Source organism: Pseudomonas sp. GM80, assembly GCF_000282515.1.
In the GTDB taxonomy this organism is placed as follows: domain Bacteria; phylum Pseudomonadota; class Gammaproteobacteria; order Pseudomonadales; family Pseudomonadaceae; genus Aquipseudomonas.
This window is the reverse complement of sequence record NZ_AKJD01000253.1, coordinates 20,507-41,964: the sequence shown is the minus strand read 5'-3', so window position 1 is coordinate 41,964 and position 21,458 is coordinate 20,507. Positions and strand designations below refer to the sequence as shown.

At 57.6% G+C, this 21,458-nt stretch carries 18 protein-coding genes and 2 tRNA genes; 2 read left to right on the top strand and 18 right to left on the bottom strand.

From position 1 onward, the window contains the following. The 10 genes from nusA to rlmE form a co-directional block, all read right to left on the bottom strand. Positions 1-1,482 carry a transcription termination factor NusA gene (gene nusA / locus PMI37_RS29415; RefSeq protein ID WP_008088341.1) on the bottom strand — a complete coding sequence of 494 codons (1,482 nt, stop codon included), beginning with the start codon at positions 1,480-1,482 and terminating at the stop codon, positions 1-3. A 47-nt stretch (positions 1,483-1,529) separates the two neighbouring features. Then, entirely contained in the window at positions 1,530-1,988 is a 459-nt protein-coding gene (gene rimP, locus PMI37_RS29410; RefSeq protein ID WP_008088338.1) for a ribosome maturation factor RimP, read from the bottom strand. 139 nt (positions 1,989-2,127) lie between these two features. After that, positions 2,128-2,204, bottom strand: a tRNA-Met gene (locus tag PMI37_RS29405). A 97-nt stretch (positions 2,205-2,301) separates the two neighbouring features. Further along, a tRNA-Leu gene (locus PMI37_RS29400) sits at positions 2,302-2,387 on the bottom strand. 22 nt (positions 2,388-2,409) lie between these two features. Further along, positions 2,410-2,796 (bottom strand): preprotein translocase subunit SecG, encoded by a 387-nt coding sequence (secG, locus tag PMI37_RS29395; protein WP_016986497.1) that lies wholly within the window; start codon positions 2,794-2,796, stop codon positions 2,410-2,412. A 4-nt stretch (positions 2,797-2,800) separates the two neighbouring features. Next, on the bottom strand, positions 2,801-3,556 hold the full coding sequence (gene tpiA, locus PMI37_RS29390; RefSeq protein WP_008088336.1) for a triose-phosphate isomerase: 756 nt from the start codon (positions 3,554-3,556) through the stop codon (positions 2,801-2,803). Positions 3,557-3,621: 65 nt separating this feature from the next. Next, on the bottom strand, positions 3,622-4,959 hold the full coding sequence (gene glmM / locus PMI37_RS29385) for a phosphoglucosamine mutase (protein ID WP_008088334.1): 1,338 nt from the start codon (positions 4,957-4,959) through the stop codon (positions 3,622-3,624). A gap of 16 nt (positions 4,960-4,975) precedes the next feature. After that, positions 4,976-5,827, bottom strand: coding sequence for a dihydropteroate synthase (folP, locus tag PMI37_RS29380; RefSeq protein ID WP_008088332.1), 852 nt, complete (start codon positions 5,825-5,827; stop codon positions 4,976-4,978). An 8-nt stretch (positions 5,828-5,835) separates the two neighbouring features. Continuing rightward, positions 5,836-7,743, bottom strand: coding sequence for an ATP-dependent zinc metalloprotease FtsH (gene ftsH / locus PMI37_RS29375; protein ID WP_045123343.1), 1,908 nt, complete (start codon positions 7,741-7,743; stop codon positions 5,836-5,838). Between the two features lie 202 nt (positions 7,744-7,945). Further along, positions 7,946-8,575: a 23S rRNA (uridine(2552)-2'-O)-methyltransferase RlmE gene (gene rlmE / locus PMI37_RS29370; protein WP_008088328.1), complete on the bottom strand. Its 630-nt coding sequence runs from the start codon at positions 8,573-8,575 to the stop codon at positions 7,946-7,948. Positions 8,576-8,676: 101 nt separating this feature from the next. On the opposite strand from rlmE, the gene PMI37_RS29365 reads away from it, so the two are divergent. After that, positions 8,677-8,985 carry a YhbY family RNA-binding protein gene (locus PMI37_RS29365; protein WP_008088326.1) on the top strand — a complete coding sequence of 103 codons (309 nt, stop codon included), beginning with the start codon at positions 8,677-8,679 and terminating at the stop codon, positions 8,983-8,985. Positions 8,986-8,994: 9 nt separating this feature from the next. Here PMI37_RS29365 and PMI37_RS29360 read toward each other — a convergent pair whose 3' ends face one another. The 8 genes from PMI37_RS29360 to grpE all read right to left on the bottom strand — a co-directional run bounded on the left by PMI37_RS29360 (position 8,995) and on the right by grpE (position 19,467). Then, complete coding sequence (locus tag PMI37_RS29360; RefSeq protein ID WP_008088324.1) at positions 8,995-9,399, bottom strand: hypothetical protein; 405 nt, start codon at positions 9,397-9,399, stop codon at positions 8,995-8,997. A 28-nt stretch (positions 9,400-9,427) separates the two neighbouring features. Next, entirely contained in the window at positions 9,428-9,904 is a 477-nt protein-coding gene (gene greA, locus PMI37_RS29355; RefSeq protein ID WP_008088322.1) for a transcription elongation factor GreA, read from the bottom strand. Beyond that, on the bottom strand, positions 9,901-13,122 hold the full coding sequence (gene carB / locus PMI37_RS29350; RefSeq protein WP_008088320.1) for a carbamoyl-phosphate synthase large subunit: 3,222 nt from the start codon (positions 13,120-13,122) through the stop codon (positions 9,901-9,903). Before carB ends, greA begins: the two co-directional genes overlap by 4 nt. 126 nt (positions 13,123-13,248) lie before the next feature. Then, the gene (gene carA / locus PMI37_RS29345; RefSeq protein WP_007915228.1) at positions 13,249-14,385 is read right to left on the bottom strand and encodes a glutamine-hydrolyzing carbamoyl-phosphate synthase small subunit; all 1,137 of its coding nucleotides are present in this window, start codon (positions 14,383-14,385) and stop codon (positions 13,249-13,251) included. A 258-nt stretch (positions 14,386-14,643) separates the two neighbouring features. Then, positions 14,644-15,450, bottom strand: a complete 807-nt coding sequence (gene dapB / locus PMI37_RS29340) for a 4-hydroxy-tetrahydrodipicolinate reductase (protein WP_008088318.1) — start codon at positions 15,448-15,450, stop codon at positions 14,644-14,646. A gap of 9 nt (positions 15,451-15,459) precedes the next feature. Next, positions 15,460-16,584, bottom strand: coding sequence for a molecular chaperone DnaJ (gene dnaJ / locus PMI37_RS29335; RefSeq protein ID WP_008088315.1), 1,125 nt, complete (start codon positions 16,582-16,584; stop codon positions 15,460-15,462). A 297-nt stretch (positions 16,585-16,881) separates the two neighbouring features. Next, a complete protein-coding gene (gene dnaK, locus PMI37_RS29330) occupies positions 16,882-18,798 on the bottom strand; it encodes a molecular chaperone DnaK (RefSeq protein ID WP_008088314.1) in 1,917 nt (638 codons plus the stop codon). Between the two features lie 102 nt (positions 18,799-18,900). Further along, positions 18,901-19,467, bottom strand: a complete 567-nt coding sequence (gene grpE / locus PMI37_RS29325; RefSeq protein ID WP_008088312.1) for a nucleotide exchange factor GrpE — start codon at positions 19,465-19,467, stop codon at positions 18,901-18,903. A 240-nt stretch (positions 19,468-19,707) separates the two neighbouring features. Between grpE and recN the strand changes: the two genes are divergently transcribed. Beyond that, positions 19,708-21,381, top strand: a complete 1,674-nt coding sequence (recN, locus tag PMI37_RS29320; protein WP_008088311.1) for a DNA repair protein RecN — start codon at positions 19,708-19,710, stop codon at positions 21,379-21,381. Positions 21,382-21,458: the final 77 nt, after the last annotated feature.

Genomic DNA, 21,458 nt, shown 5'->3' with positions numbered 1-21,458 from the left:
TTACTCGAACCAGTGGGCTCGGGCGGCCATGATCAACTTGCCGGCACGATCATCGTCAATGCCGTCGATGTCGAGCAGGTCGTCAATAGACTGCTCGGCCAGGTCTTCGCGGGTAATTACGCCGCGCACCGCCAGTTCCATCGCCAAATCCTTGTCCATACCCTCAAGCGAGAGCAGGTCTTCGGCCGGATGGGCGTCTGCCAGCTTTTCCTCAGTAGCGATGGCTTTGGTCAACAAACGATCCTTGGCACGAGCGCGAAGCTCGTTGACGGTATCTTCGTCAAAGCCGTCGATGTTGAGCATTTCTTCCAACGGTACGTAGGCAATCTCTTCCAGGCTGGTGAAGCCTTCATCTACCAGCACCTGTGCCAGGTCTTCGTCGACTTCCAGCTCGTCGATGAAGTTGCGCAGGATGTCGCCGGTTTCTGCTTGCTGCTTAGCCTGGATGTCCGATTCGGTCATCACGTTCAGGGTCCAGCCAGTCAACTGGCTAGCCAGACGCACGTTCTGACCACCGCGACCGATGGCCTGAGCCAGATTGTCTGCGCCAACGGCGATGTCCATTGCATGGGCATCTTCGTCAACGATAATTGCCGCAACCTCGGCCGGGGACATGGCGTTGATCACGAACTGAGCCGGGTTGTCGTCCCAAAGAACGATATCAACACGCTCACCGCCCAACTCACCCGACACTGCCTGGACGCGCGAACCGCGCATACCGATGCAAGCACCTTGTGGGTCAATGCGTTTGTCCTTGGAGCGGACGGCGATCTTGGCACGCGAACCCGGGTCGCGGGACGCAGCCATGACTTCGATCAGGCCTTCAGCAATTTCCGGCACTTCGATGCGGAACAGCTCGATCAGCATTTCCGGCGCGGTACGCGACAGGATCAGCTGCGGGCCGCGGTTCTCGGTGCGGATTTCCTTGAGCAGCGCACGCAGACGCACGCCGACACGGAAGGTTTCGCGAGAAATGATGTCTTCACGGGCCAGCAACGCTTCAGCGTTGTTACCCAGATCGACGATCACGTTGTCGCGGGTGACTTTTTTCACGGTGCCGGAGATGATTTCTCCCAGGCGCTCGCGATAAGCGTCGACCACTTGAGCGCGCTCGGCTTCACGCACTTTCTGCACGATGACTTGCTTGGCAGTCTGTGCAGCAATGCGGCCGAACTCGATGGATTCGATCTTTTCTTCGACGACGTCGCCAACGTTGGCACCCGGATGCGTTTCAGCAACCTTGCTCGGCCAGGTTTCGATGGCCGGATCGTCGAGATCATTCTCTTCAACGACCGTCCAGCGACGGAAAGTTTCGTATGCCCCGGTGTGGCGGTTAATTTCCACACGCAGGTCAACTTCGTCTTCAAAACGCTTTTTGGTAGCAGTGGCCAAAGCCAGCTCCAGCGCTTCAAAAATTACGCTTGCCGGTACGCCCTTTTCATTGGATACCGACTCAACAACCAGCAGTACTTCTTTGCTCATCGTACGCCTCGCCTTTCGCAAGCCATTGGATCCGCGGGATCCGCGTCTCAGTCAAAACTGGGAATAATGTTGGCCTTGTCGATCATATCGATCGGCAACAGGAACTCATGGTCGTCTACCTGCACCACGACATCCTGTTCTTCTACACCGCGCAGAAGGCCCTGAAAGTTGCGTCGACCTTCGAAAGGCGAGCGCAGCTTGATCTTCACTTGTTCACCGACAAACTGGGCGAACTGCTCAATAGTGAACAGTGGGCGCTCCATGCCAGGCGAGGAAACTTCAAGGGTGTATTCAACGGTGATTGGATCTTCAACATCCAGGACACCACTGATCTGACGGCTGACAATGGCGCAATCGTCCACCAGCACGCCACCCTCTTTATCGATATAAACGCGCAACATCGAGTGACGACCCTGAGCCGAAAACTCGATACCCCAGCATTCATAGCCCAGGGCCACGACCACCGGGGCCAGCAAGGCCTGCAACTCTTCTAGCTTGCTCGACACCTGAACCCCCTAGTGCATGATATGTGCATGCTTTGCAAAATAAAAAAATGGGCGAAACGCCCATCCTTGAAACGCCGTCGAACAGCGGCGTTGAAAGTGTCCAGCTAACAAAAAGCCCCTTAAAAGGGGCTCCTTAAACTGGTTGCGGGGGCCGGATTTGAACCGACGACCTTCGGGTTATGAGCCCGACGAGCTACCAGACTGCTCCACCCCGCGACAAAGCTGGGGCGGAAGTATACGACCGATCCCTTATAGGGTCAATGTAACCTTCCACCTGCAAGAAAGCCCGCAACAGCGGGCTCTCCTGACTAATTGGTACCGAGAAGGGGACTCGAACCCCTACACCCTATGGGCACAACCACCTCAAGGTTGCGTGTCTACCAATTCCACCACCTCGGCAAAACTACGTTTGAAACCCTTCTTACTTCTGCTCTTGAGCTGGAGGTACGTCAGTCGCTGGAGTAGCCGACTTTTGCTCTTGAAGCACCGGGACATCATCAGAAGCCGGTTGTTGTTGCTTAGGTACTTCCAACACTGCCGGGTTTGGCAAACCTGCTTGAGTCAGCTGATGAGCTTTCTCTTTAGCAAAGTAACCTAACCCTAAGCTGGTTATGAAGAAACCGGCGGCAAGTATAGCAGTAAACTTACTAAGAAAGGTAGAGGAACCTTGGCTTCCGAACACAGTATTTGAAGCACCTGCTCCGAAAGACGCGCCAGCGTCCGCACCCTTACCCTGCTGCAGCAAAACCAGAGCAACTACGCCCAATGCACCCAGCAGATGAAAAACGACTACGACTGTTTCCAGCATTTTTTCAGTTTCCCGCGGCGCGACAGATCGCACCGAACTCATCTGCATTCAGGGAAGCTCCACCAATGAGCCCCCCATCGATATCCGGCATGCCGAACAGTTCGACCGCATTGGCCGCCTTCACGCTGCCGCCGTATAGAAGCCGCACACCTCGTGCGACTTCAGAATTCTCTGCCGCCAGCTGCTCGCGAATGGCTTTATGCACATCCTGAGCTTGCTGCGGCGTTGCAGTCAGTCCGGTACCAATAGCCCAGACCGGCTCGTAAGCGATGACTGCCTTGGCAAAAGCACCTACACCCAGCTCCTCGATGATGCTGCCCAGCTGACGCCCGACAACCTCAAGAGTTTTTCCAGCTTCGCGCTGCTCAAGGGTTTCCCCTACACACAACACCGGAATCAAGCCACATGCCTGTGCAGCTGCGAACTTGCGATTCAGCATCCCGTCTCGCTCACCCATAATCTGGCGGCGTTCGGAGTGCCCGACAAGCACAAGGGAACAACCTGCATCCACCAACTGACTCGGTGCAATCTCACCGGTCAATGCACCTTGCATGGATTCCACCGCAGAATTCTGCGCACCGACCGAAATCGATTTACCTTTCAAGCCATCAATCACTTGATTGATATGCAAGCAAGGCGGGAATACCGCGACATCAACACCGCTTGGCAAGGCCAGATGACGAAGGCCGTTGATCAGCTCAGCGACGCTGGCGCGGGTACCGTGCATCTTCCAGTTACCAGCTACCATAGGGCGACGCATGCTGTACCTCGTCGGTCAAAGTGGGCGCAGATGTTACCCAACACAATCATGCCTTGCAAGCCGTATCAGGCAGAAACTTCAGTTACCAGTTTTGCCAGTTCTTCGGCATAGCCGCGAACCTGCGCTTCGTCCTCGCCTTCGACCATTACACGCACCAGAGGCTCTGTGCCGGACTTGCGCAAAAGAACACGACCGCGACCCGCCATTGCCTGAGTGACTCGCGCACTCGCTTCCTTGACAGCCGGATGCTCCAGCGGGCTATTGCCACCAGCAAAACGTACGTTGATCAGCACCTGAGGGCACTTGCGCAGCGCCTGACGCGATTGCGCCAAGCCTTCATTGCGAGTCTTCAGCGCCATCAACACCTGCAACGCGGCGATGATCGCATCACCGGTCGTGGTGTGGTTGAAGCAAACGATATGCCCCGAATTCTCACCGCCGACCAGCCAATTACGCTCAAGCAACTCCGCGATCACATAACGGTCGCCGACGTTGGCACGAATGAACGGAATCGAAAGATCCGCCAGCGCCAACTCCAGGCCGAGGTTACTCATCAGGGTGCCAACCACGCCGCCCTGCAGCTTACCGCGCTCATGCAGATCGCGAGCGATGATGAACAACAACTCGTCTCCATCAACAATGGCGCCAGTGTGATCGACCATGAGAACCCGATCGCCATCGCCGTCAAAGGCGATCCCCAGATCAGCGTGCTCTGCGAGTACAGCCGCCTGCAACTGGCCCATGTGGGTCGAGCCGCAGTTATCGTTGATGTTCAGCCCATTGGGCTGGGCAGACAAGACGACAACTTCTGCGCCCAACTCCCGGAAGACGCTTGGCGCCACCTTGTAGGTTGCACCATGCGCGCAATCGATAACGATCTTGAGCCCGGAAAAGCTGGTGCCGGTTGGCACGCTGCTCTTGCAGAACTCGATATAGCGACCCGAGGCATCGTTGATGCGCGACACTTTGCCGATTTTGCTCGACTCAACCACCGTCATCGGCGCATCCAGCAACTCTTCGATCATCAGTTCCAGCTCATCCGGCAACTTGGTACCTTTGCCGGAGAAGAATTTGATGCCGTTATCGTCGTGCGGATTGTGTGAAGCACTGATAACGATCCCTGCTTCCGCCTGGAAAGTTCGCGACAGATAGGCAATGGCCGGCGTCGGCATCGGCCCCAGCAACATCACATCGGCACCCGCCGAGGTCAGCCCCGCCTCAAGTGCAGACTCGAACATGTAGCCGGAAATTCGCGTGTCCTTGCCGACAAGCACCTTGCAGGCGCCCATCTTGCGAAACGCCATGCCTGCGGCCCAACCGAGCTTGAGCATGAAGTCAGGAGTAATCGGGTATACACCGACGCGACCACGAATGCCGTCGGTACCAAAGTATTTTTTGCTCATAAGTGCTCCATCATTCTTATTCGGCTGATTCCACGGCCGCGATCATTCGCACCACGTCTACCGTCTGCGCAACATCATGGACGCGCAATATACGCGCGCCTTTGACAGATGCCAGCGCTGCCAGGGCCAGGCCACCGAAAAGGCGCTCGCCTACCGGGCGATTCAGGGCATGGCCGATCATACTTTTTCGCGAAACGCCGACCAGCAAAGGTCGACCGAACGCATGCAGGGCTTCCATATGCTTGAACAAGCTTAGATTGTGCTGCAGGGTTTTGGCGAAGCCGAAACCGGGGTCGAGAATGATGCGCTCAGCAGGAATACCCGCCAGTGCACACGCCGACATCCGCTCTGCGAGAAACTCGCCCACTTCCCGGGTGACATCCTCATACTGCGGATTGTCCTGCATGTCGCCGGGCTCACCCAGCATATGCATCAGGCAAACCGGCAAACCTGTAGCCGCCGCCGCATCCAGCGCACCATCACGCTGCAACGACCGCACATCATTGATCAAACCAGCGCCCAGCCGCGCGGTTTCGCGCATCACGGCAGGCGTCGAAGTATCAACCGAGATAATGACGTCGAGCTCGCGATTGATCAGCTCGACGATGGGCGCAACGCGCTCCAGCTCTTCGAGCGGCGATACCGCCCGCGCGCCAGGCCGGGTCGACTCGCCACCCACATCAATCAGCGTGGCACCGGCCGCAACCATGGCTTCGGCATGGCGCAACGCCGCATCGAGCTGGCTGTATTTGCCGCCATCAGAGAAGGAATCGGGAGTCACATTGAGAATGCCCATGACATGCGTCTGGGCCAAATCAAGAACCCGGTTGCCGCAAGGCAACCGGGTCAGGGACTGAACAGAAGTCATTTCAAACCTTAAACGTCAGCAGCCGGACCGCCAATCGGTGTTTGCGGACGCTCGTCCTGAACCACAGGTGGCGGTGGCGTACCAGTGCCACCCGACCAATCGCGCGGTTCGCGAGGCGTACGACCGGCCATGATGTCGTCGATCTGCTCGGCATCGATCGTCTCGTACTTCATCAGGGCGTCAGCCATTGCATCGAGCTTGTCGCGGTTATCCGTAAGGATCTGCTTGGCGGTGCCATAGCACTGGTCAATGATGCTGCGCACTTCGGAGTCGATCAGCTTGGCTGTCTCACCCGAGAAGCTGGCAGCCTGACCACCGCCGCCACGACCGAGGAATACTTCACCCTCTTCTTCGGCGTACATCAATGGACCGAGTTTTTCCGACAGGCCCCACTTGGTCACCATGTTCCGTGCAATCTGACTGGCACGCATGATGTCGTTGGAAGCACCGGTGGTCACACCGTCGAAACCCAGGGTCATTTCTTCAGCGATACGACCGCCGTACAGCGAGCAGATCTGACTGATCAGAGCGCGCTTGGACAAGCTGTAGCGATCTTCTTCCGGCAGGAACATGGTCACACCCAAAGCACGACCGCGCGGGATGATCGACACTTTGTAAACCGGATCATGCTCAGGCACGACGCGACCCACGATGGCGTGGCCAGCTTCGTGATAAGCAGTGTTCTGCTTTTCCTTCTCGGACATGACCATCGATTTGCGCTCGGCGCCCATCATGATCTTGTCTTTCGCCAGTTCGAATTCTTTCATCTCAACGATGCGCTTGCCGCTGCGTGCAGCGAACAGCGACGCTTCGTTGACCAGGTTAGCTAGGTCAGCACCGGAGAAACCCGGAGTACCACGCGCGATCACGGCCGGAGCAACGTCGTCACCCATTGGCACTTTGCGCATGTGAACCTTGAGAATCTGCTCGCGACCACGGATATCCGGCAGCCCCACCACAACCTGACGGTCGAAACGGCCCGGACGCAACAGCGCAGGGTCGAGTACGTCAGGACGGTTGGTTGCAGCGATAACAATGATGCCGTCATTCATCTCGAAGCCGTCCATCTCAACCAGCAACTGGTTGAGGGTCTGCTCACGCTCGTCGTGACCGCCACCCATGCCGGCGCCACGGTGGCGACCGACGGCGTCGATTTCGTCGATGAAGATGATGCATGGCGCGTGCTTCTTCGCCTGCTCGAACATGTCACGTACACGGCTGGCACCGACACCGACGAACATCTCGACGAAGTCAGAACCGGAAATGGTGAAGAACGGCACTTTTGCTTCGCCGGCAATTGCCTTGGCGAGCAAGGTTTTACCGGTACCCGGAGGACCGACCATCAGTACGCCGCGTGGAATACGACCACCCAGACGCTGGAACTTGCCCGGATCACGGAGGAATTCAACCAGCTCGCCGACCTCTTCCTTGGCTTCGTCGCAACCGGCAACGTCAGCCAATGTGGTTTTCACCTGATCTTCGGAGAGCAGGCGCGCCTTGCTCTTGCCAAAGCTCATCGGCCCGCCCTTGCCGCCTGCACCACCCTGCATCTGGCGCATGAAGAACATGAACACTGCGATGATCACCAGGATCGGGAAGCTGGCCACCAGAAGCTGGGTCCAGATGCTTTGCTGCTCAGGCTGCTTGCCTTCGACCACAACGTGGTTGTCGACCAGATCACCAATCAAGCCATTGTCCTGGATTGCCGGACGAATGGTCTTGAAGCTGTCGCCGTCGTTACGTTTACCGGTAATCACATAGCCATCAACGGCTACGCGCTCGACCTTGCCATCCTTGACCTGCTGGATGAAGTCGGAATAGTTGAGGGTCTGCGGCTCGTTAGGGCTGGAGAAGTTGTTCATCACCGTCACCAGGACAGCCGCGATGATCAACCACAGGATCAGATTCTTTGCCATATCGTTCAATTAACTACCCTCTGAAGCAAGCTCCGCTACTGGCGCGCGCTTCGCATGATATTCACCGGCCTAACTTACTACATTACCTACAGCTCTGGCAGGCGCCGTCTGTAACCCTTTGTGAAACACTTTCTACACAATATTCGTTAATGCTGGCCGGGCGAAATACTAAAAACCTATCACCCTGCCAAAAAAACTCGTTTTATTCACTACGACCGCGGTAGCCCCAAGCCAGCATGTATTGCTCGCGGGAGGAGCCACGAGAGGAGTCCGGCTTGATCATCTGGATCTTGTCGAACTTCTTGCGAGCGTCCTTCAGGTAAACATCAAACCCTTCACCCTGAAAAATCTTGATCACAAAATTACCACCCGGCTTGAGGATACGCTCCGCCAAATCAAGTGCCAGCTCGCAAAGGAACATGGCTTTCGGCATATCCACTTCAGGCGTACCACTCATATTGGGGGCCATATCGGAAATCACAAGGTCCACCTGCGAATTACCCACAGCCTCCAGGATCTGAGCGAGCACCGCGTCTTCAGTGAAGTCGCCCTGGATGAAGGTCACGTCAGGGATGCTGTCCATCTCCAGAATATCCGAAGCGATCAAGCGCCCCTGACCGCCGATCAGACGACTGGTGACCTGCGACCAGCCGCCGGGCGCGGCGCCCAGGTCGACAACGCTCATGCCCGGACGGATCAGCTTGTATTTCTCCTGGACTTCCAGAAGCTTGTAACTCGCACGCGAGCGGTAGCCATCCTTCTGCGCTTGCTTCACATAGGGATCGTTGACATGTCTTTTCAGCCAACCAAGGCTTGTCTTGGAACGCGCCATTGGGCACCTCAGTGATTAGGGTCGTGATTAATTGGGCGGATCCACGAACCCTCGGGTAAAATGGCCGCCATTTTACAGAATCCAGACGAAAGGGTCAGATTATGCCGCTCACTCCAGAGCAGAAGAAACAGTACAAATCCATTGGTCACCACCTGAAACCGGTTTTGACGGTGGCTGACAACGGTTTGACTGAAGGTGTGCTAGCCGAACTTGAACGCGCTTTGGCGGATCACGAGCTGATCAAAATCAAGCTCAACATCCTCGATCGCGAATCGCGCCTGGCGCACATTGCAGAACTGTGCAAGGCCGGCAAAGCGGATCTGGTACAGGTCATCGGTAAGATGGCACTGGTTTACCGCAAGAACTTCAGCGTCAACAAGCAGCTGTCGAACGTTCATCGCTTCAAGTGATGAAAAGGGTCAAGGGTGTGCTTCGCGCACCCTGCCACTCCATCCCGGCACCGGCTGCATCACCAGCACCAGCCCGGAAAAGCCCAGCACCAGATAACTGAACACCTGCCAGCGCTGCGCATCCGGCCAGCCGACACGCACTGCGACAAACATCGCACACGCATACAACGCCATCAGCAGCACCTGCCCGCGAAAATCTCGCCATAGACTGGCAAGGCCCTCGGCCTGTATCAGCACCAAAGCCTGAAAAACCACACAAGCGGCAGCGAATCCCACCACCAGCACTTCAAACATGCTTGAGATTTCATCGATCAACAGCGGCGCCAGTTCAATCTGAACCAGCACCGGCTGCAAACCGAGATGAACCAACCATAGACCGCCGACCCACAACATCTGGGTCAGCTGCCAAAGCATGGCGCCCGCCTGCAGCGGGCGCCTTCTTTCAGATGTGACGGACTTCGACAATCTCGTACTCGATCACGCCACTTGGCGTTTTCACGGCGACTACATCGCCCTCTTCCTTGCCGATCAAGGCACGGGCCAAAGGCGAGCCGACGGAAATCTTGCCGAGTTTGAAGTCAGCCTCATCCTCACCCACGATGTGGTAAGTGACGCTTTCATCAGTCTCGACATTGGCGATTTCGACGGTAGTGCCGAAAATCACCTTGCCAGTATGAGGAATGGTCGTGACGTCAATGATGACCTGATTCTGAATCCGGCCTTCGATGTCACGAATCCGCGCCTCGACCATGCCCTGCTGTTCGCGCGCGGCATGGTATTCGGCGTTTTCTTTCAAGTCACCCAACTCTCGGGCCGTACCGATGTCCTGGCTGAGCTTCGGACGAACGACCTTGGTCAGGTGAGTGTGTTCTTCTTCCAGGGCTTTAGCGCCCTGGACGGTCATTGGGTATTTGATCATGCCTTCAATCCTGCGTGTAGATCCTGCAAGCGGCGCACGGTCTTTTCCGGACCGAACTTCAGCGCTTCGCAGATAGCTTCGCCAGCAGCAATGGTGGTGGTGCAGTAAATCTTGTGCTGCAAGGCATTACGACGAATGGAGTACGAATCAGCGATCGACTGACGACCTTCGGTGGTGTTGATGATCAGGGTGACTTCGTCATTCTTGATCATGTCGACCACGTGCGGACGCCCCTCGGTCACCTTGTTCACACGGCGCACTTTCAGGCCTGCGGCTTCGATCAGCTTGGCAGTCCCGGCGGTGGCAACCACTTCGAAACCCAAGTTGATCAGATCACGGGCCACGCCTGCAACCAGTGGCTTGTCGTCGTCACGTACGCTGATGAACGCAGTACCGCCGGTCGGCAGCACTTCGCTGGCGCCCATCTGGGCTTTGGCGAATGCTTCACCGAAGGTGTCACCCACACCCATCACTTCACCGGTCGACTTCATCTCTGGGCCGAGGATCGGGTCAACGCCAGGGAATTTGGCGAACGGGAAGACCGCCTCTTTCACGCTGTAGAAGTTCGGGATGATTTCTTTGGTGAAGCCGATTTCTTTCAGGGTTTTACCAGCCATCACGCGGGCAGCGATCATGGCCAGGGAAACACCGATGCACTTCGATACGAACGGTACGGTACGCGAAGCGCGCGGGTTGACTTCAATGACGTAGATGTCTTCGCCTTGCAGCGCCAACTGTACGTTCATCAGACCGACAACACCCAGCTCCAGGGCCATTTTCTTGACCTGTTCGCGCATCTCGTCCTGGATATGCACAGGCAGCGAGTAAGGCGGCAGCGAGCACGCGGAGTCACCGGAGTGAACGCCAGCCTGTTCGATGTGCTGCATGATCGCGCCGATCACTACATCTTTGCCGTCGCAGACTGCATCCACGTCCATCTCGATGGCGCAGTTGAGGAAGTGATCGAGCAGCACCGGGCTGTCGTTGGACACTTTCACCGCATCACGCAGGTAGCGCTTGAGCTCTTCTTCTTCGTAAACGATTTCCATCGCGCGACCACCCAGTACATAGGATGGGCGTACGACCAGCGGGTAACCGATCTTGCTGGCGGCACGAATTGCTTCGTCTTCGCTGCGCACGGTGGCGTTAGGCGGCTGACGCAGATTCAGACGCTCAACCATTTGCTGGAAGCGCTCGCGGTCTTCAGCGCGGTCGATAGCGTCAGGGCTGGTGCCGATGATCGGCACGCCAGCGGCTTCAAGAGCGCGCGCCAGTTTCAGCGGAGTCTGACCGCCGTACTGGACGATCACGCCTTTCGGCTTCTCGACGCGGCAGATTTCCAGCACGTCTTCGAGGGTTACCGATTCGAAGTACAGACGATCGGAGGTGTCGTAGTCGGTGGAAACAGTTTCCGGGTTGCAGTTGACCATGATGGTTTCGTAGCCGTCTTCGCGCAGTGCGAGGGCAGCGTGAACGCAGCAGTAGTCGAACTCGATACCTTGGCCGATACGGTTCGGGCCACCGCCCAGAATCATGATCTTGTCGCGACCCGATGGCGCGGCTTCGCACTCTTCTTCGTAAGTCGAATAGAGGTAAGCGGTGTCTGTGGCGAACTCGGCGGCACAGGTGTCAACGCGCTTGTAGACCGGGAACACTTCCAGCTTGTGACGGTGAGTCCGCAGGTTCTTCTCGGTCACACCCAGCAGCTTGGCCAGACGCTGATCGGAGAAGCCTTTGCGCTTGAGCTTGTACATCACGTCGCGGTCGATCGCGGACAGACCGAGGGTCTTGACCTTCTCTTCGTCCTTGATCAGATCTTCGATCTGTACCAGGAACCAAGGGTCGATCATGTTCATCGCGAAGATTTCTTCGACGGTCATGCCGGCGCGGAAAGCGTCTGCCACGTACCAGATACGCTCGGCGCCGGGCACGGTCAGTTCACGCTTGAGCACGCTCATGCTTTCCGGGTTGCTCAGGTCGAGCTTCTCGTCCAGACCGCAAACGCCAACTTCCAGGCCGCGCAGAGCTTTCTGCAGAGATTCCTGGAAGGTACGGCCGATGGCCATGACTTCACCGACCGACTTCATCTGAGTGGTCAGACGTGCGTCAGCCTTGGCGAATTTCTCGAAGGCGAAGCGTGGCAGCTTGGTGACGACGTAGTCGATCGACGGTTCGAAAGACGCCGGGGTCTTGCCGCCGGTGATGTCGTTCGACAGCTCGTCGAGGGTGTAGCCCACAGCCAGTTTGGCCGCGACTTTGGCGATCGGGAAACCGGTGGCTTTCGAAGCCAGGGCCGAGGAACGCGATACGCGCGGGTTCATTTCGATCACGACCATACGGCCAGTGTCCGGGCAGATACCGAATTGCACGTTGGAACCGCCAGTCTCGACGCCGATCTCGCGCAGTACCGCCAGAGAGGCGTTACGCAGGATCTGGTATTCCTTGTCGGTCAGGGTCTGTGCTGGAGCCACGGTGATCGAGTCACCGGTGTGCACGCCCATCGGGTCGAAGTTTTCGATCGAGCAGACGATGATGCAGTTGTCCTTTTTGTCGCGGACAACTTCCATTTCATATTCTTTCCAGCCGATCAGCGATTCGTCGATCAGCAGTTCTTTGGTCGGCGACAGGTCGAGACCGCGAGCGCAGATTTCTTCGAACTCTTCACGGTTGTACGCGATACCGCCACCAGTGCCGCCCATGGTGAAGGACGGACGGATGATGCACGGGAAGCCGAGGGTTTCGAGAACCGCGTTGGCTTCTTCCATGCTGTGGGCGATACCGGAACGCGGGCACGCCAGGCCGATGGATTTCATCGCCTTGTCGAAACGCGAACGGTCTTCAGCCTTGTCGATGGTGTCGGCGTTGGCGCCGATCATTTCTACGCCGAACTTCTCCAGAATGCCTTCGCGCTCCAGGTCCAGGGCACAGTTCAGAGCGGTCTGGCCGCCCATGGTTGGCAGCACCGCATCCGGACGCTCTTTTTCGATGATCTTGGCCACGGTCTGCCACTTGATCGGCTCGATGTACGTGGCGTCAGCCATGTCCGGGTCGGTCATGATGGTGGCCGGGTTGGAGTTCACCAGGATGACGCGGTAGCCCTCTTCGCGCAGGGCTTTACAGGCCTGGGCGCCGGAGTAGTCGAATTCGCAGGCCTGGCCGATAACGATCGGGCCAGCGCCGAGAATCAGGATGCTTTTAATGTCTGTACGTTTTGGCATGGGTTTGTCACTCAAATCCGCAGGTCAGTCGGCAAGCCGTCTTGATCGATTTCTGAAGTCCCGAGGGGGCCACCGCTATCGGGGCCGCCCTCGAGGGGCTTCTCTCTACAGTCTCAAGGCGAACGCTTAGCGTCGCTTGGCCATCTCGTTGATGAAGCGGTCGAACAGTGGCGCGACATCGTTCGGGCCCGGGCTCGCTTCAGGGTGACCCTGGAAGCTGAACGCACTCTTGTCGGTGCGCTCGATGCCTTGCAGGGTGCCGTCGAACAGCGATTTGTGGATCGCACGCACGTTGGCTGGCAGGGTTTCTTCGTCTACCGCGAAACCGTGGTTCTGGCTGGTGATCATCACAACGCCAGTGTCCAGATCCTGCACCGGGTGGTTGGCACCGTGGTGGCCATGGCCCATTTTCAGGGTCTTGGCGCCGGAGGCCAGAGCCAGCAGTTGATGACCGAGGCAGATGCCGAACACCGGAATTTCGGTTTCCAGGACTTCCTTGATCGCCTTGATCGCGTAGTCGCATGGCTCCGGATCACCAGGGCCGTTGGACAGGAACACGCCGTCCGGCTTCAGTGCCAGTACGTCGGCAGCTGGAGTCTGAGCAGGCACCACGGTGACACGGCAGCCGCGCTCGACCAGCATGCGCAGGATGTTGACCTTGACGCCGTAGTCGTAGGCAACCACGTGGTAAGGCAGCTCGGAAGCGTCGATGGTCGCGTGGCTGTCGGTTTTCAGGTCCCAGACAGTCGAGCGCCATTCGTATTGAGTCTTGGTGCTGACGACTTTCGCCAGGTCCATGCCCTTCAGGCCCGGGAAGCCTTGCGCAGCTGCGATTGCAGCCTCTTCGGAGATGTTGTCGCCGGCCATGATGCAGCCGTTCTGAGCGCCTTTTTCACGCAGGATGCGGGTCAGGCGACGGGTGTCGATACCGGCGATGGCCACAACGTTGTTGGCTTTCAGGTAGTCGGACAGAGACATCGTGTTACGCCAGTTGCTCGCTACCAGCGGCAGGTCACGGATGACCAGGCCAGCGGACCATACGCGGTCGGACTCGGCATCTTCCGGCGTGGTGCCGGTGTTGCCGATGTGCGGGTAAGTCAGGGTAACGATCTGTTGGGCGTAGGAAGGATCGGTAAGGATTTCCTGATAGCCGGTCATTGCGGTGTTGAACACCACCTCACCAACGGTTTGACCGTCGGCACCAATGGCTTCGCCGCGAAAAATGCTGCCATCAGCAAGGGCAAGTATGGCTGGCTTAGTCAAGAAGACCTCCCGTAAATAACGCATGAAAGGGCGATCGCAGGTTGTAAAAAAGCGGAGTGACGTATGGACACGTCACCCCGCTTCTTCACTGAATTATTCTGCGCGCTTTTAGTGGACACACTAAAGCTGTAGCTTACAGAAAAAGGCTTTTTTGGTCCACCGCTAAAGAGCCTAAAAGGCCGGAGAATGCGACAGGACGTCGCCAGGCGGAGAAAAACCAGCGCAAACAGGGCGTTTGCGCCGGATTCAAACGATCAATCAACGCAGGTCGAGTACGTCTTGCATGTCGTACAGACCCGGCTCGCGACCATCCAGCCACAGCGCAGCACGCACCGCACCCTTGGCGAACGTCATGCGGCTCGACGCCTTGTGTGTGATCTCCAGACGCTCACCTTCGCAGGCGAACAGCACGGTGTGATCACCCACCACATCACCGCCGCGCACGGTGGCAAAACCTATGGTTTCGCGCTCACGAGCGCCGGTATGACCCTCGCGACCGTAAACCGCAACTTTCTGCAGATCACGATCCAGCGCACTGGCAATCACTTCACCCATGCGCAACGCCGTACCCGACGGCGCATCGATCTTGTGACGGTGATGAGCCTCGATGATTTCGATGTCGGCCTCATCACCCAACACCCGCGCCGCCATGTCGAGCAGCTTCAGCGACAGATTGACACCGACACTGAAGTTGGCCGCGAAGACGATCGGAATATCCTTGCCCGCCTCGACCAGCAACTGCTTTTGCGCCGCATCCAGCCCAGTGGTGCCGATGACCATGGCCTTGCCTGCCTTGCGGCAGAACGCCAGATTTTTCAGCATCACTTCCGGCAGCGTGAAGTCGATCAATACGTCGAACTCTTCAGCCACAGCCTCGATATGACCGGACAGCGGCACGCCGATACGACCCAGCGACGCCAACTCACCGGCATCGACGCCGATCAGCGTGCTGCCGGGACGAACCACCGCAGCGGTCAGCCCGGTCAGCGGTGCGCGCTGCTGCACGGCTTCGACCAGAATCTTGCCCATGCGCCCGGCGGCGCCCATCACAGCTATACGTCGCATGCCGACTCCTTACAGATCGCCGAAGAAGCGCTTCACACCGTCAAACCAACCGGTGGTTTTCGGCGAATGGCTGTTGTCGTCCGCCAGCGAGCCGCGGAACTCTTCCAGCAGTTCGCGCTGGCGACGGTTCAGATTGACCGGTGTTTCCACCGCGACGCGGCACATCAAGTCGCCCGCACCGCCGCCACGCACTGGCGCAACGCCTTTGCCACGGACACGGAATTGCTTGCCGGTCTGAGTACCTTCAGGGATTTTCAGTTTGACGCGACCGTCGAGGGTCGGGATTTCCAGCTCGCCACCCAGCGCTGCGTCGACGAAGCTGATCGGCACTTCGCAGAACAGATGCTTGCCGTCACGCTGGAAGATGTCGTGCTCGCGCACGTTGATGACCACGTACAGGTCGCCCGTCGGGCCGCCCTGCGTACCCGCTTCGCCTTCGCCGGACAGACGAATGCGGTCGCCGGTGTCGACGCCGGCCGGTACTTTGACCGACAGGGTTTTGTACTCTTCAACGCGACCGTCACCGTGGCAGGAATCGCACGGATCGGAAATGATCTTGCCCTGGCCATGGCAGCGCGGGCAGGTCTGCTGCACCGAGAAGAAGCCTTGCTGCATGCGCACCTGACCGATGCCGCCACAGGTCGGGCACGTCGATGGCGAGGAGCCTTTCTTGGCACCCGAACCGTCGCACGGCTGGCAATTGACCAGTGTCGGAACGCGGATATTCACCGACGTGCCGCGCACCGCTTCTTCCAGATTCAGCTCCAGGGTGTAGCGCAGATCGCTGCCACGCTGAGCGCCGCCACGGCCACCGCCGCGACCGCCACCGAAGAAATCACTAAAGACATCGCCAAAGATGTCAGAGAAGTTCTGACCGCCGAAACCGGCACCGCCGCCACCCATACTTGGGTCAACGCCGGCATGACCGTACTGGTCGTAAGCCGCACGCTTGCTGGAATCGGACAGCACTTCATAGGCCTCGTTGGCCTCTTTGAACAGTTCTTCCGACGCTTTGTCATCGGGATTACGGTCCGGGTGGTGCTTCATCGCGAGACGGCGGTAGGCCTTCTTCAGGTCTGCATCGCTTGAGCCACGCTCAACACCCAACACTTCGTAATAGTCACGCTTTGCCATAAGTCTTCTGCACTCTTGAGGACGTCTGGCAAACCCCTCCTGAGGATCGCCAAACTCGTTGAGCCCCAATACAGGCCCGGACCCAACTCACGTCAATTCAACGATCCTGGTCTTTGTTTCTTGCGGTACTTTCGGCGTGAAAAGCAGGAGCATCTTCAGCCATACCGCCAACATCCGAACGTTGTCGCATGCTGTAAAAATTCGCGTATTCCAGATACGCCAACGCGGGAGCTAGCTCCCGCGCGGCGACATCCTACCAGTCACTGCCTGAAGGCAGTCAACCGGCCGACCAACAACTTACTTGTGGTCTTTGACTTCTTCGAACTCTGCATCGACAACGTCGTCAGCCTTCTCAGCCGATTCGCCTTGCGGGGCTGCGCCATCAGCTGGCTGCGCCTGTTCGGCATACATCTTCTGAGCAACCGGAGCGGAGACTTTCGACAGCTCTTCAACCTTCGCTTCGATAGCAGCCTTGTCGTCGCCTTTGACAGCGGCTTCCAGTGCAACCACAGCAGCTTCGATCGCAGTCTTCTCTTCAGCGGTGACCTTGTCGCCCGCGTCGGAGATCATTTTGCGAGTCGAGTGAACCAGTGCGTCGCCCTGGTTACGGGCAGCGGCCAGCTCTTCGAACTTGCGGTCTTCCTCAGCGTTGGCTTCGGCGTCACGCACCATGCGCTCGATTTCTTCGTCGGACAGACCGGAGTTGGCCTTGATCACGATCGACTGAGTCTTGCCGGTAGCCTTGTCTTTCGCGCCAACGTGCAGGATGCCGTTAGCGTCGATGTCGAAGGTCACTTCGATCTGCGGCACGCCACGTGGAGCTGGTGGAATGTCGGCCAGGTCGAACTTGCCCAGGGACTTGTTCTGAGTGGCTTGCTTACGCTCGCCCTGCAGCACGTGAATGGTCACAGCGCCCTGGTTGTCGTCGGCAGTCGAGAACACTTGCGATTTCTTGGTAGGAATCGTGGTGTTTTTCTCGATCAGCGCGGTCATCACGCCACCCATGGTTTCGATACCCAGGGTCAGCGGGCTGACGTCGAGCAGCAGAACGTCTTTCACGTCACCGGCCAGAACAGCACCCTGAATCGCGGCACCCATGGCAACCGCTTCGTCCGGGTTAACGTCTTTACGAGCTTCTTTACCGAAGAAATCAGTAACCAGCTTCTGTACCAGCGGCATACGGGTCTGACCACCGACCAGAATCACGTCGTTGATCGCGCCAACGTCCAGACCGGCGTCTTTCATGGCGATGCGGCAAGGTTCGATGGTGCGTTGAACCAGGTCTTCAACCAGCGCTTCGAGCTTGGCGCGCGAGATCTTCACGTTCAAGTGCTTAGGACCGGTCGCGTCTGCAGTGATGTACGGCAGGTTGACGTCGGTCGACTGAGCGGAAGACAGCTCGATCTTGGCTTTCTCAGCGGCTTCTTTCAGGCGCTGCATGGCCAGCGGGTCACCTTTGAGGTTCATGCCGCTTTCTTTCTTGAATTCGTCAACGAGGTAGTCGATCAGACGAATGTCAAAGTCTTCACCGCCGAGGAAAGTGTCACCGTTGGTGGCCAACACTTCGAACTGGTGCTCGCCATCAACTTCAGCGATCTCGATCACGGACACGTCGAACGTACCGCCACCCAGGTCATAAACGATCACGGTGTGATCGCCCTTGGCCTTGTCCATACCGTAAGCCAGAGCGGCTGCGGTTGGTTCGTTGATGATACGTTTTACGTCCAGACCGGCGATGCGGCCGGCGTCTTTGGTCGCCTGACGCTGGCTGTCGTTGAAGTAGGCCGGAACGGTGATCACCGCTTCGGTCACTGGCTCGCCGAGGTAGTCTTCGGCGGTCTTCTTCATTTTCTTCAGAATTTCAGCCGAGATTTGTGGCGGCGCCATTTTCTGGCCGTTCACTTCAACCCAAGCGTCGTTGTTGTCAGCCTTGACGATCTTGTAAGGGACCATCTGGATGTCTTTCTGCACAACTTCTTCGTCGAAACGACGACCGATCAGACGCTTTACTGCGTACAGAGTGTTGTGCGGGTTGGTCACAGCCTGACGCTTGGCCGACTGACCTACCAGAATTTCGCCATCGTTGGCGTAAGCGATGATCGACGGCGTGGTACGCGCGCCTTCAGCGTTTTCAATAACTTTTGCTTTGCCGTTTTCCAGCACGGAGACGCAGGAGTTGGTAGTCCCCAGGTCGATACCGATAATTTTGCCCATGTTAACTCTCCCGAAACTTTGGATTTGGATGCCGCAGCAGTGGTGGCTGACTGCGGTAGCACTTAAACGCTTGACTTCTAAATGGGGGCCTTGCGGCTAATTTCAAGCCTTCTCGTCAATCGAAGGCGAAATTGGTGCAGGCGCCTTGCTGACCACAACCATGGCCGGGCGCAACAGGCGACCGTTGAGCTGGTAGCCTTTCTGAAACACCTTCAGACAGCAATTCGGCTCTACGTCAGCGCATTCCTGAGCAGCCATCGCCTGATGGTAAACAGCGTTGAACGGTTCGTTTTGCGGATCGATCGCTTCAAGCTGATAGCGCTTGAGGGTGTCGTGGAACATTTTCAGGGTCAGCTCGATGCCTTCGCGCATCGGACGGATGTTTTCGTCGTCCGGGCTCGAAAGCTCAAGGCCCCGTTCCAGGCTGTCGACGATTGGCAACAAGTCGCCGGCGAATTTCTCCAGGGCGAATTTGTGCGCCTTCTCGACGTCCAGTTCGGCACGGCGGCGGACGTTCTGCAGATCGGCAGCTACGCGCAGAGATTGATCTTGCGCTGCGGCCAATTGCTCTTCGAGCACTTGCACACGGGTCGCCAGGTCATCACTCGAACCTTCCGGCGCCTGAGGGGCATCTGGGTTTTGCGTATCTACTGTCTGTTCGTCAGCCATAGAATTCTCCTTTCAATTTCGTCCGCGAGCCTGACTCGCGCTTCTGTCCCGATATATGGGGCCGCAAAATCAGGCTTCAAGGGCCTTCAAGCATTAACCCTACAAAAAAGTGCCGCATTTTCATTCCCTGATGCACTAAGAAGTTTTGCGGTTCAAGCAAATCGAGCTAAGCGAGGGCATTGTCAGGCCGAAACAAAACACTGTATAAATAACCAGACCTAAAGCCTGGGAGCGGCCTTTATGCTGGTGCACCTGTCCGTACATAACTACGCCATCGTTGAACATCTCGATCTCGAACTTGATCGCGGGATGAGCGTGATCACAGGGGAAACCGGTGCCGGCAAGTCGATCATGCTCGACGCCCTCGGCCTGACCTTGGGCGATCGCGCCGACAGCGGCGTGGTTCGCCCGGGCGCCGACAAGGCCGACATCCTTGCAACTTTCGATCTGGTCGACATCCCTGAAGCCAGCGCCTGGCTGGCCGAGCGCGATCTGGACATCGAAGGCCCGTGCATCCTGCGCCGAGTCATCACCAGCGAAGGCCGTTCGCGCGGCTACATCAACGGCACGCCCTGCCCGCTTGGCGATCTCAAAGCGTTGGGCGAGTTGCTGATTGATATCCACAGCCAACACGAACACCAGTCGCTGTTGAAAACCGATACCCATCGCCGCCTGCTCGACGAATACGCTGGCGCGACCGATCTGGCCCGGCAAGTGCAGCTTGCAGCCCAACGCTGGCGCCAGACTCGTCAGGAACTGGAGCGTCTCTCCAATTCCGGCGACGAACAGCGCGCCCGCCATCAATTGCTCAGCTATCAGCTCGAAGAACTGGAAAACCTTGGTCTCGGCGATAACGAACTGGAGCAACTGGAGCAGGAACACAAGAATCTGACCAACGCTGAGACCTTGCTGGGCATTTGCCGGCAAGTGGTCGAGCAGTGCAGTGAAAGTGACTCCGGCAATGTCCTGAACGCACTGACCGCCAGCCTCAATCGCCTGTCGAGCGTGAATAATTCGGTCGGCGCGCTGGGTGAGGCCAGCAGCCTGCTGACCAGCGCACAAATCCAGGTCGAAGAAGCGGTCGGCGAACTCAACCGCTTCCTCGACAACTTCGACGCTGATCCGGCACGCCTGCAATATCTCGAAGAACGTCTCGACGCTATTTATACGCTGGCGCGCAAACACCGAATCCAGCCAACCGAAGTCGCGGAAATGCAGCAGAAGCTGCTGGATGAAATCGAAACCCTTAACGCCAACGATGAATCCATCGAGCGCTTGGGTGAGGAACTGGCGTCCTACGCTCGTCATTATCAGGAGAAGGCCCGCGAGCTGAGCGATTTGCGCCATCAGGCGGCGGGCAGTCTTGCCAGTGCAGTAGAGCAGGAGATTCAGCGCCTGGGCATGCCCGGCGGGCGATTTACCATTGAACTGCGCGCCAACAGCAGTGACGAACTGCTGCCGAATGGGCTGGAACAGGTTGAATTGCTGGTCAGCGCCAACCCAGGTCAACCGCTTAAAGCACTGGCGAAAGTGGCATCGGGAGGCGAGCTGTCACGGATCAGTCTGGCGATTCAGGTGATAACGGCGCAGACATCGCGCGTGCCTACGCTGGTCTTCGACGAAGTGGACGTGGGGATTGGTGGCCCGACCGCTGAAATTGTCGGTCAGCTGCTACGTCGCCTGGGTGATCGCGGCCAGGTTCTGACGGTGACGCACTTGCCGCAAGTGGCGGCGCAGGGACATCAGCATCTGTTCGTGCACAAAGTCCGCGGCGAACAGGCAACCCACACGGCCGTATCCAAGCTCAGCAAGAACGACCGCATAGAAGAAGTGGCGCGCATGCTCGGCGGCATCGATCTGACCAAGGAATCTCTGGCTCACGCGAAAAAGATGGTCGTCACCGCGAAAGTTTAAGATTTAGAAACAATAAAAAGCACGAAGGCGACCCTTGGGTCGCCTTCGCTCGTTTCGCGAACCTGAAATTCGCGCGA

What these genes read in the sequence shown, in the direction of transcription:
- nusA (WP_008088341.1), bottom strand. Translation starts at nt 1,482, where the DNA reads ATGAGCAAAGAAGTACTGCTGGTTGTTGAGTCGGTATCCAATGAAAAG.
- secG (WP_016986497.1), bottom strand. Translation starts at nt 2,796, where the DNA reads ATGCTGGAAACAGTCGTAGTCGTTTTTCATCTGCTGGGTGCATTGGGC.
- tpiA (WP_008088336.1), bottom strand. Translation starts at nt 3,556, where the DNA reads ATGCGTCGCCCTATGGTAGCTGGTAACTGGAAGATGCACGGTACCCGC.
- glmM (WP_008088334.1), bottom strand. Translation starts at nt 4,959, where the DNA reads ATGAGCAAAAAATACTTTGGTACCGACGGCATTCGTGGTCGCGTCGGT.
- folP (WP_008088332.1), bottom strand. Translation starts at nt 5,827, where the DNA reads ATGACTTCTGTTCAGTCCCTGACCCGGTTGCCTTGCGGCAACCGGGTT.
- ftsH (WP_045123343.1), bottom strand. Translation starts at nt 7,743, where the DNA reads ATGGCAAAGAATCTGATCCTGTGGTTGATCATCGCGGCTGTCCTGGTG.
- rlmE (WP_008088328.1), bottom strand. Translation starts at nt 8,575, where the DNA reads ATGGCGCGTTCCAAGACAAGCCTTGGTTGGCTGAAAAGACATGTCAAC.
- PMI37_RS29365 (WP_008088326.1), top strand. Translation starts at nt 8,677, where the DNA reads ATGCCGCTCACTCCAGAGCAGAAGAAACAGTACAAATCCATTGGTCAC.
- PMI37_RS29360 (WP_008088324.1), bottom strand. Translation starts at nt 9,399, where the DNA reads ATGCTTTGGCAGCTGACCCAGATGTTGTGGGTCGGCGGTCTATGGTTG.
- greA (WP_008088322.1), bottom strand. Translation starts at nt 9,904, where the DNA reads ATGATCAAATACCCAATGACCGTCCAGGGCGCTAAAGCCCTGGAAGAA.
- carB (WP_008088320.1), bottom strand. Translation starts at nt 13,122, where the DNA reads ATGCCAAAACGTACAGACATTAAAAGCATCCTGATTCTCGGCGCTGGC.
- dapB (WP_008088318.1), bottom strand. Translation starts at nt 15,450, where the DNA reads ATGCGACGTATAGCTGTGATGGGCGCCGCCGGGCGCATGGGCAAGATT.
- dnaJ (WP_008088315.1), bottom strand. Translation starts at nt 16,584, where the DNA reads ATGGCAAAGCGTGACTATTACGAAGTGTTGGGTGTTGAGCGTGGCTCA.
- dnaK (WP_008088314.1), bottom strand. Translation starts at nt 18,798, where the DNA reads ATGGGCAAAATTATCGGTATCGACCTGGGGACTACCAACTCCTGCGTC.
- grpE (WP_008088312.1), bottom strand. Translation starts at nt 19,467, where the DNA reads ATGGCTGACGAACAGACAGTAGATACGCAAAACCCAGATGCCCCTCAG.
- recN (WP_008088311.1), top strand. Translation starts at nt 19,708, where the DNA reads ATGCTGGTGCACCTGTCCGTACATAACTACGCCATCGTTGAACATCTC.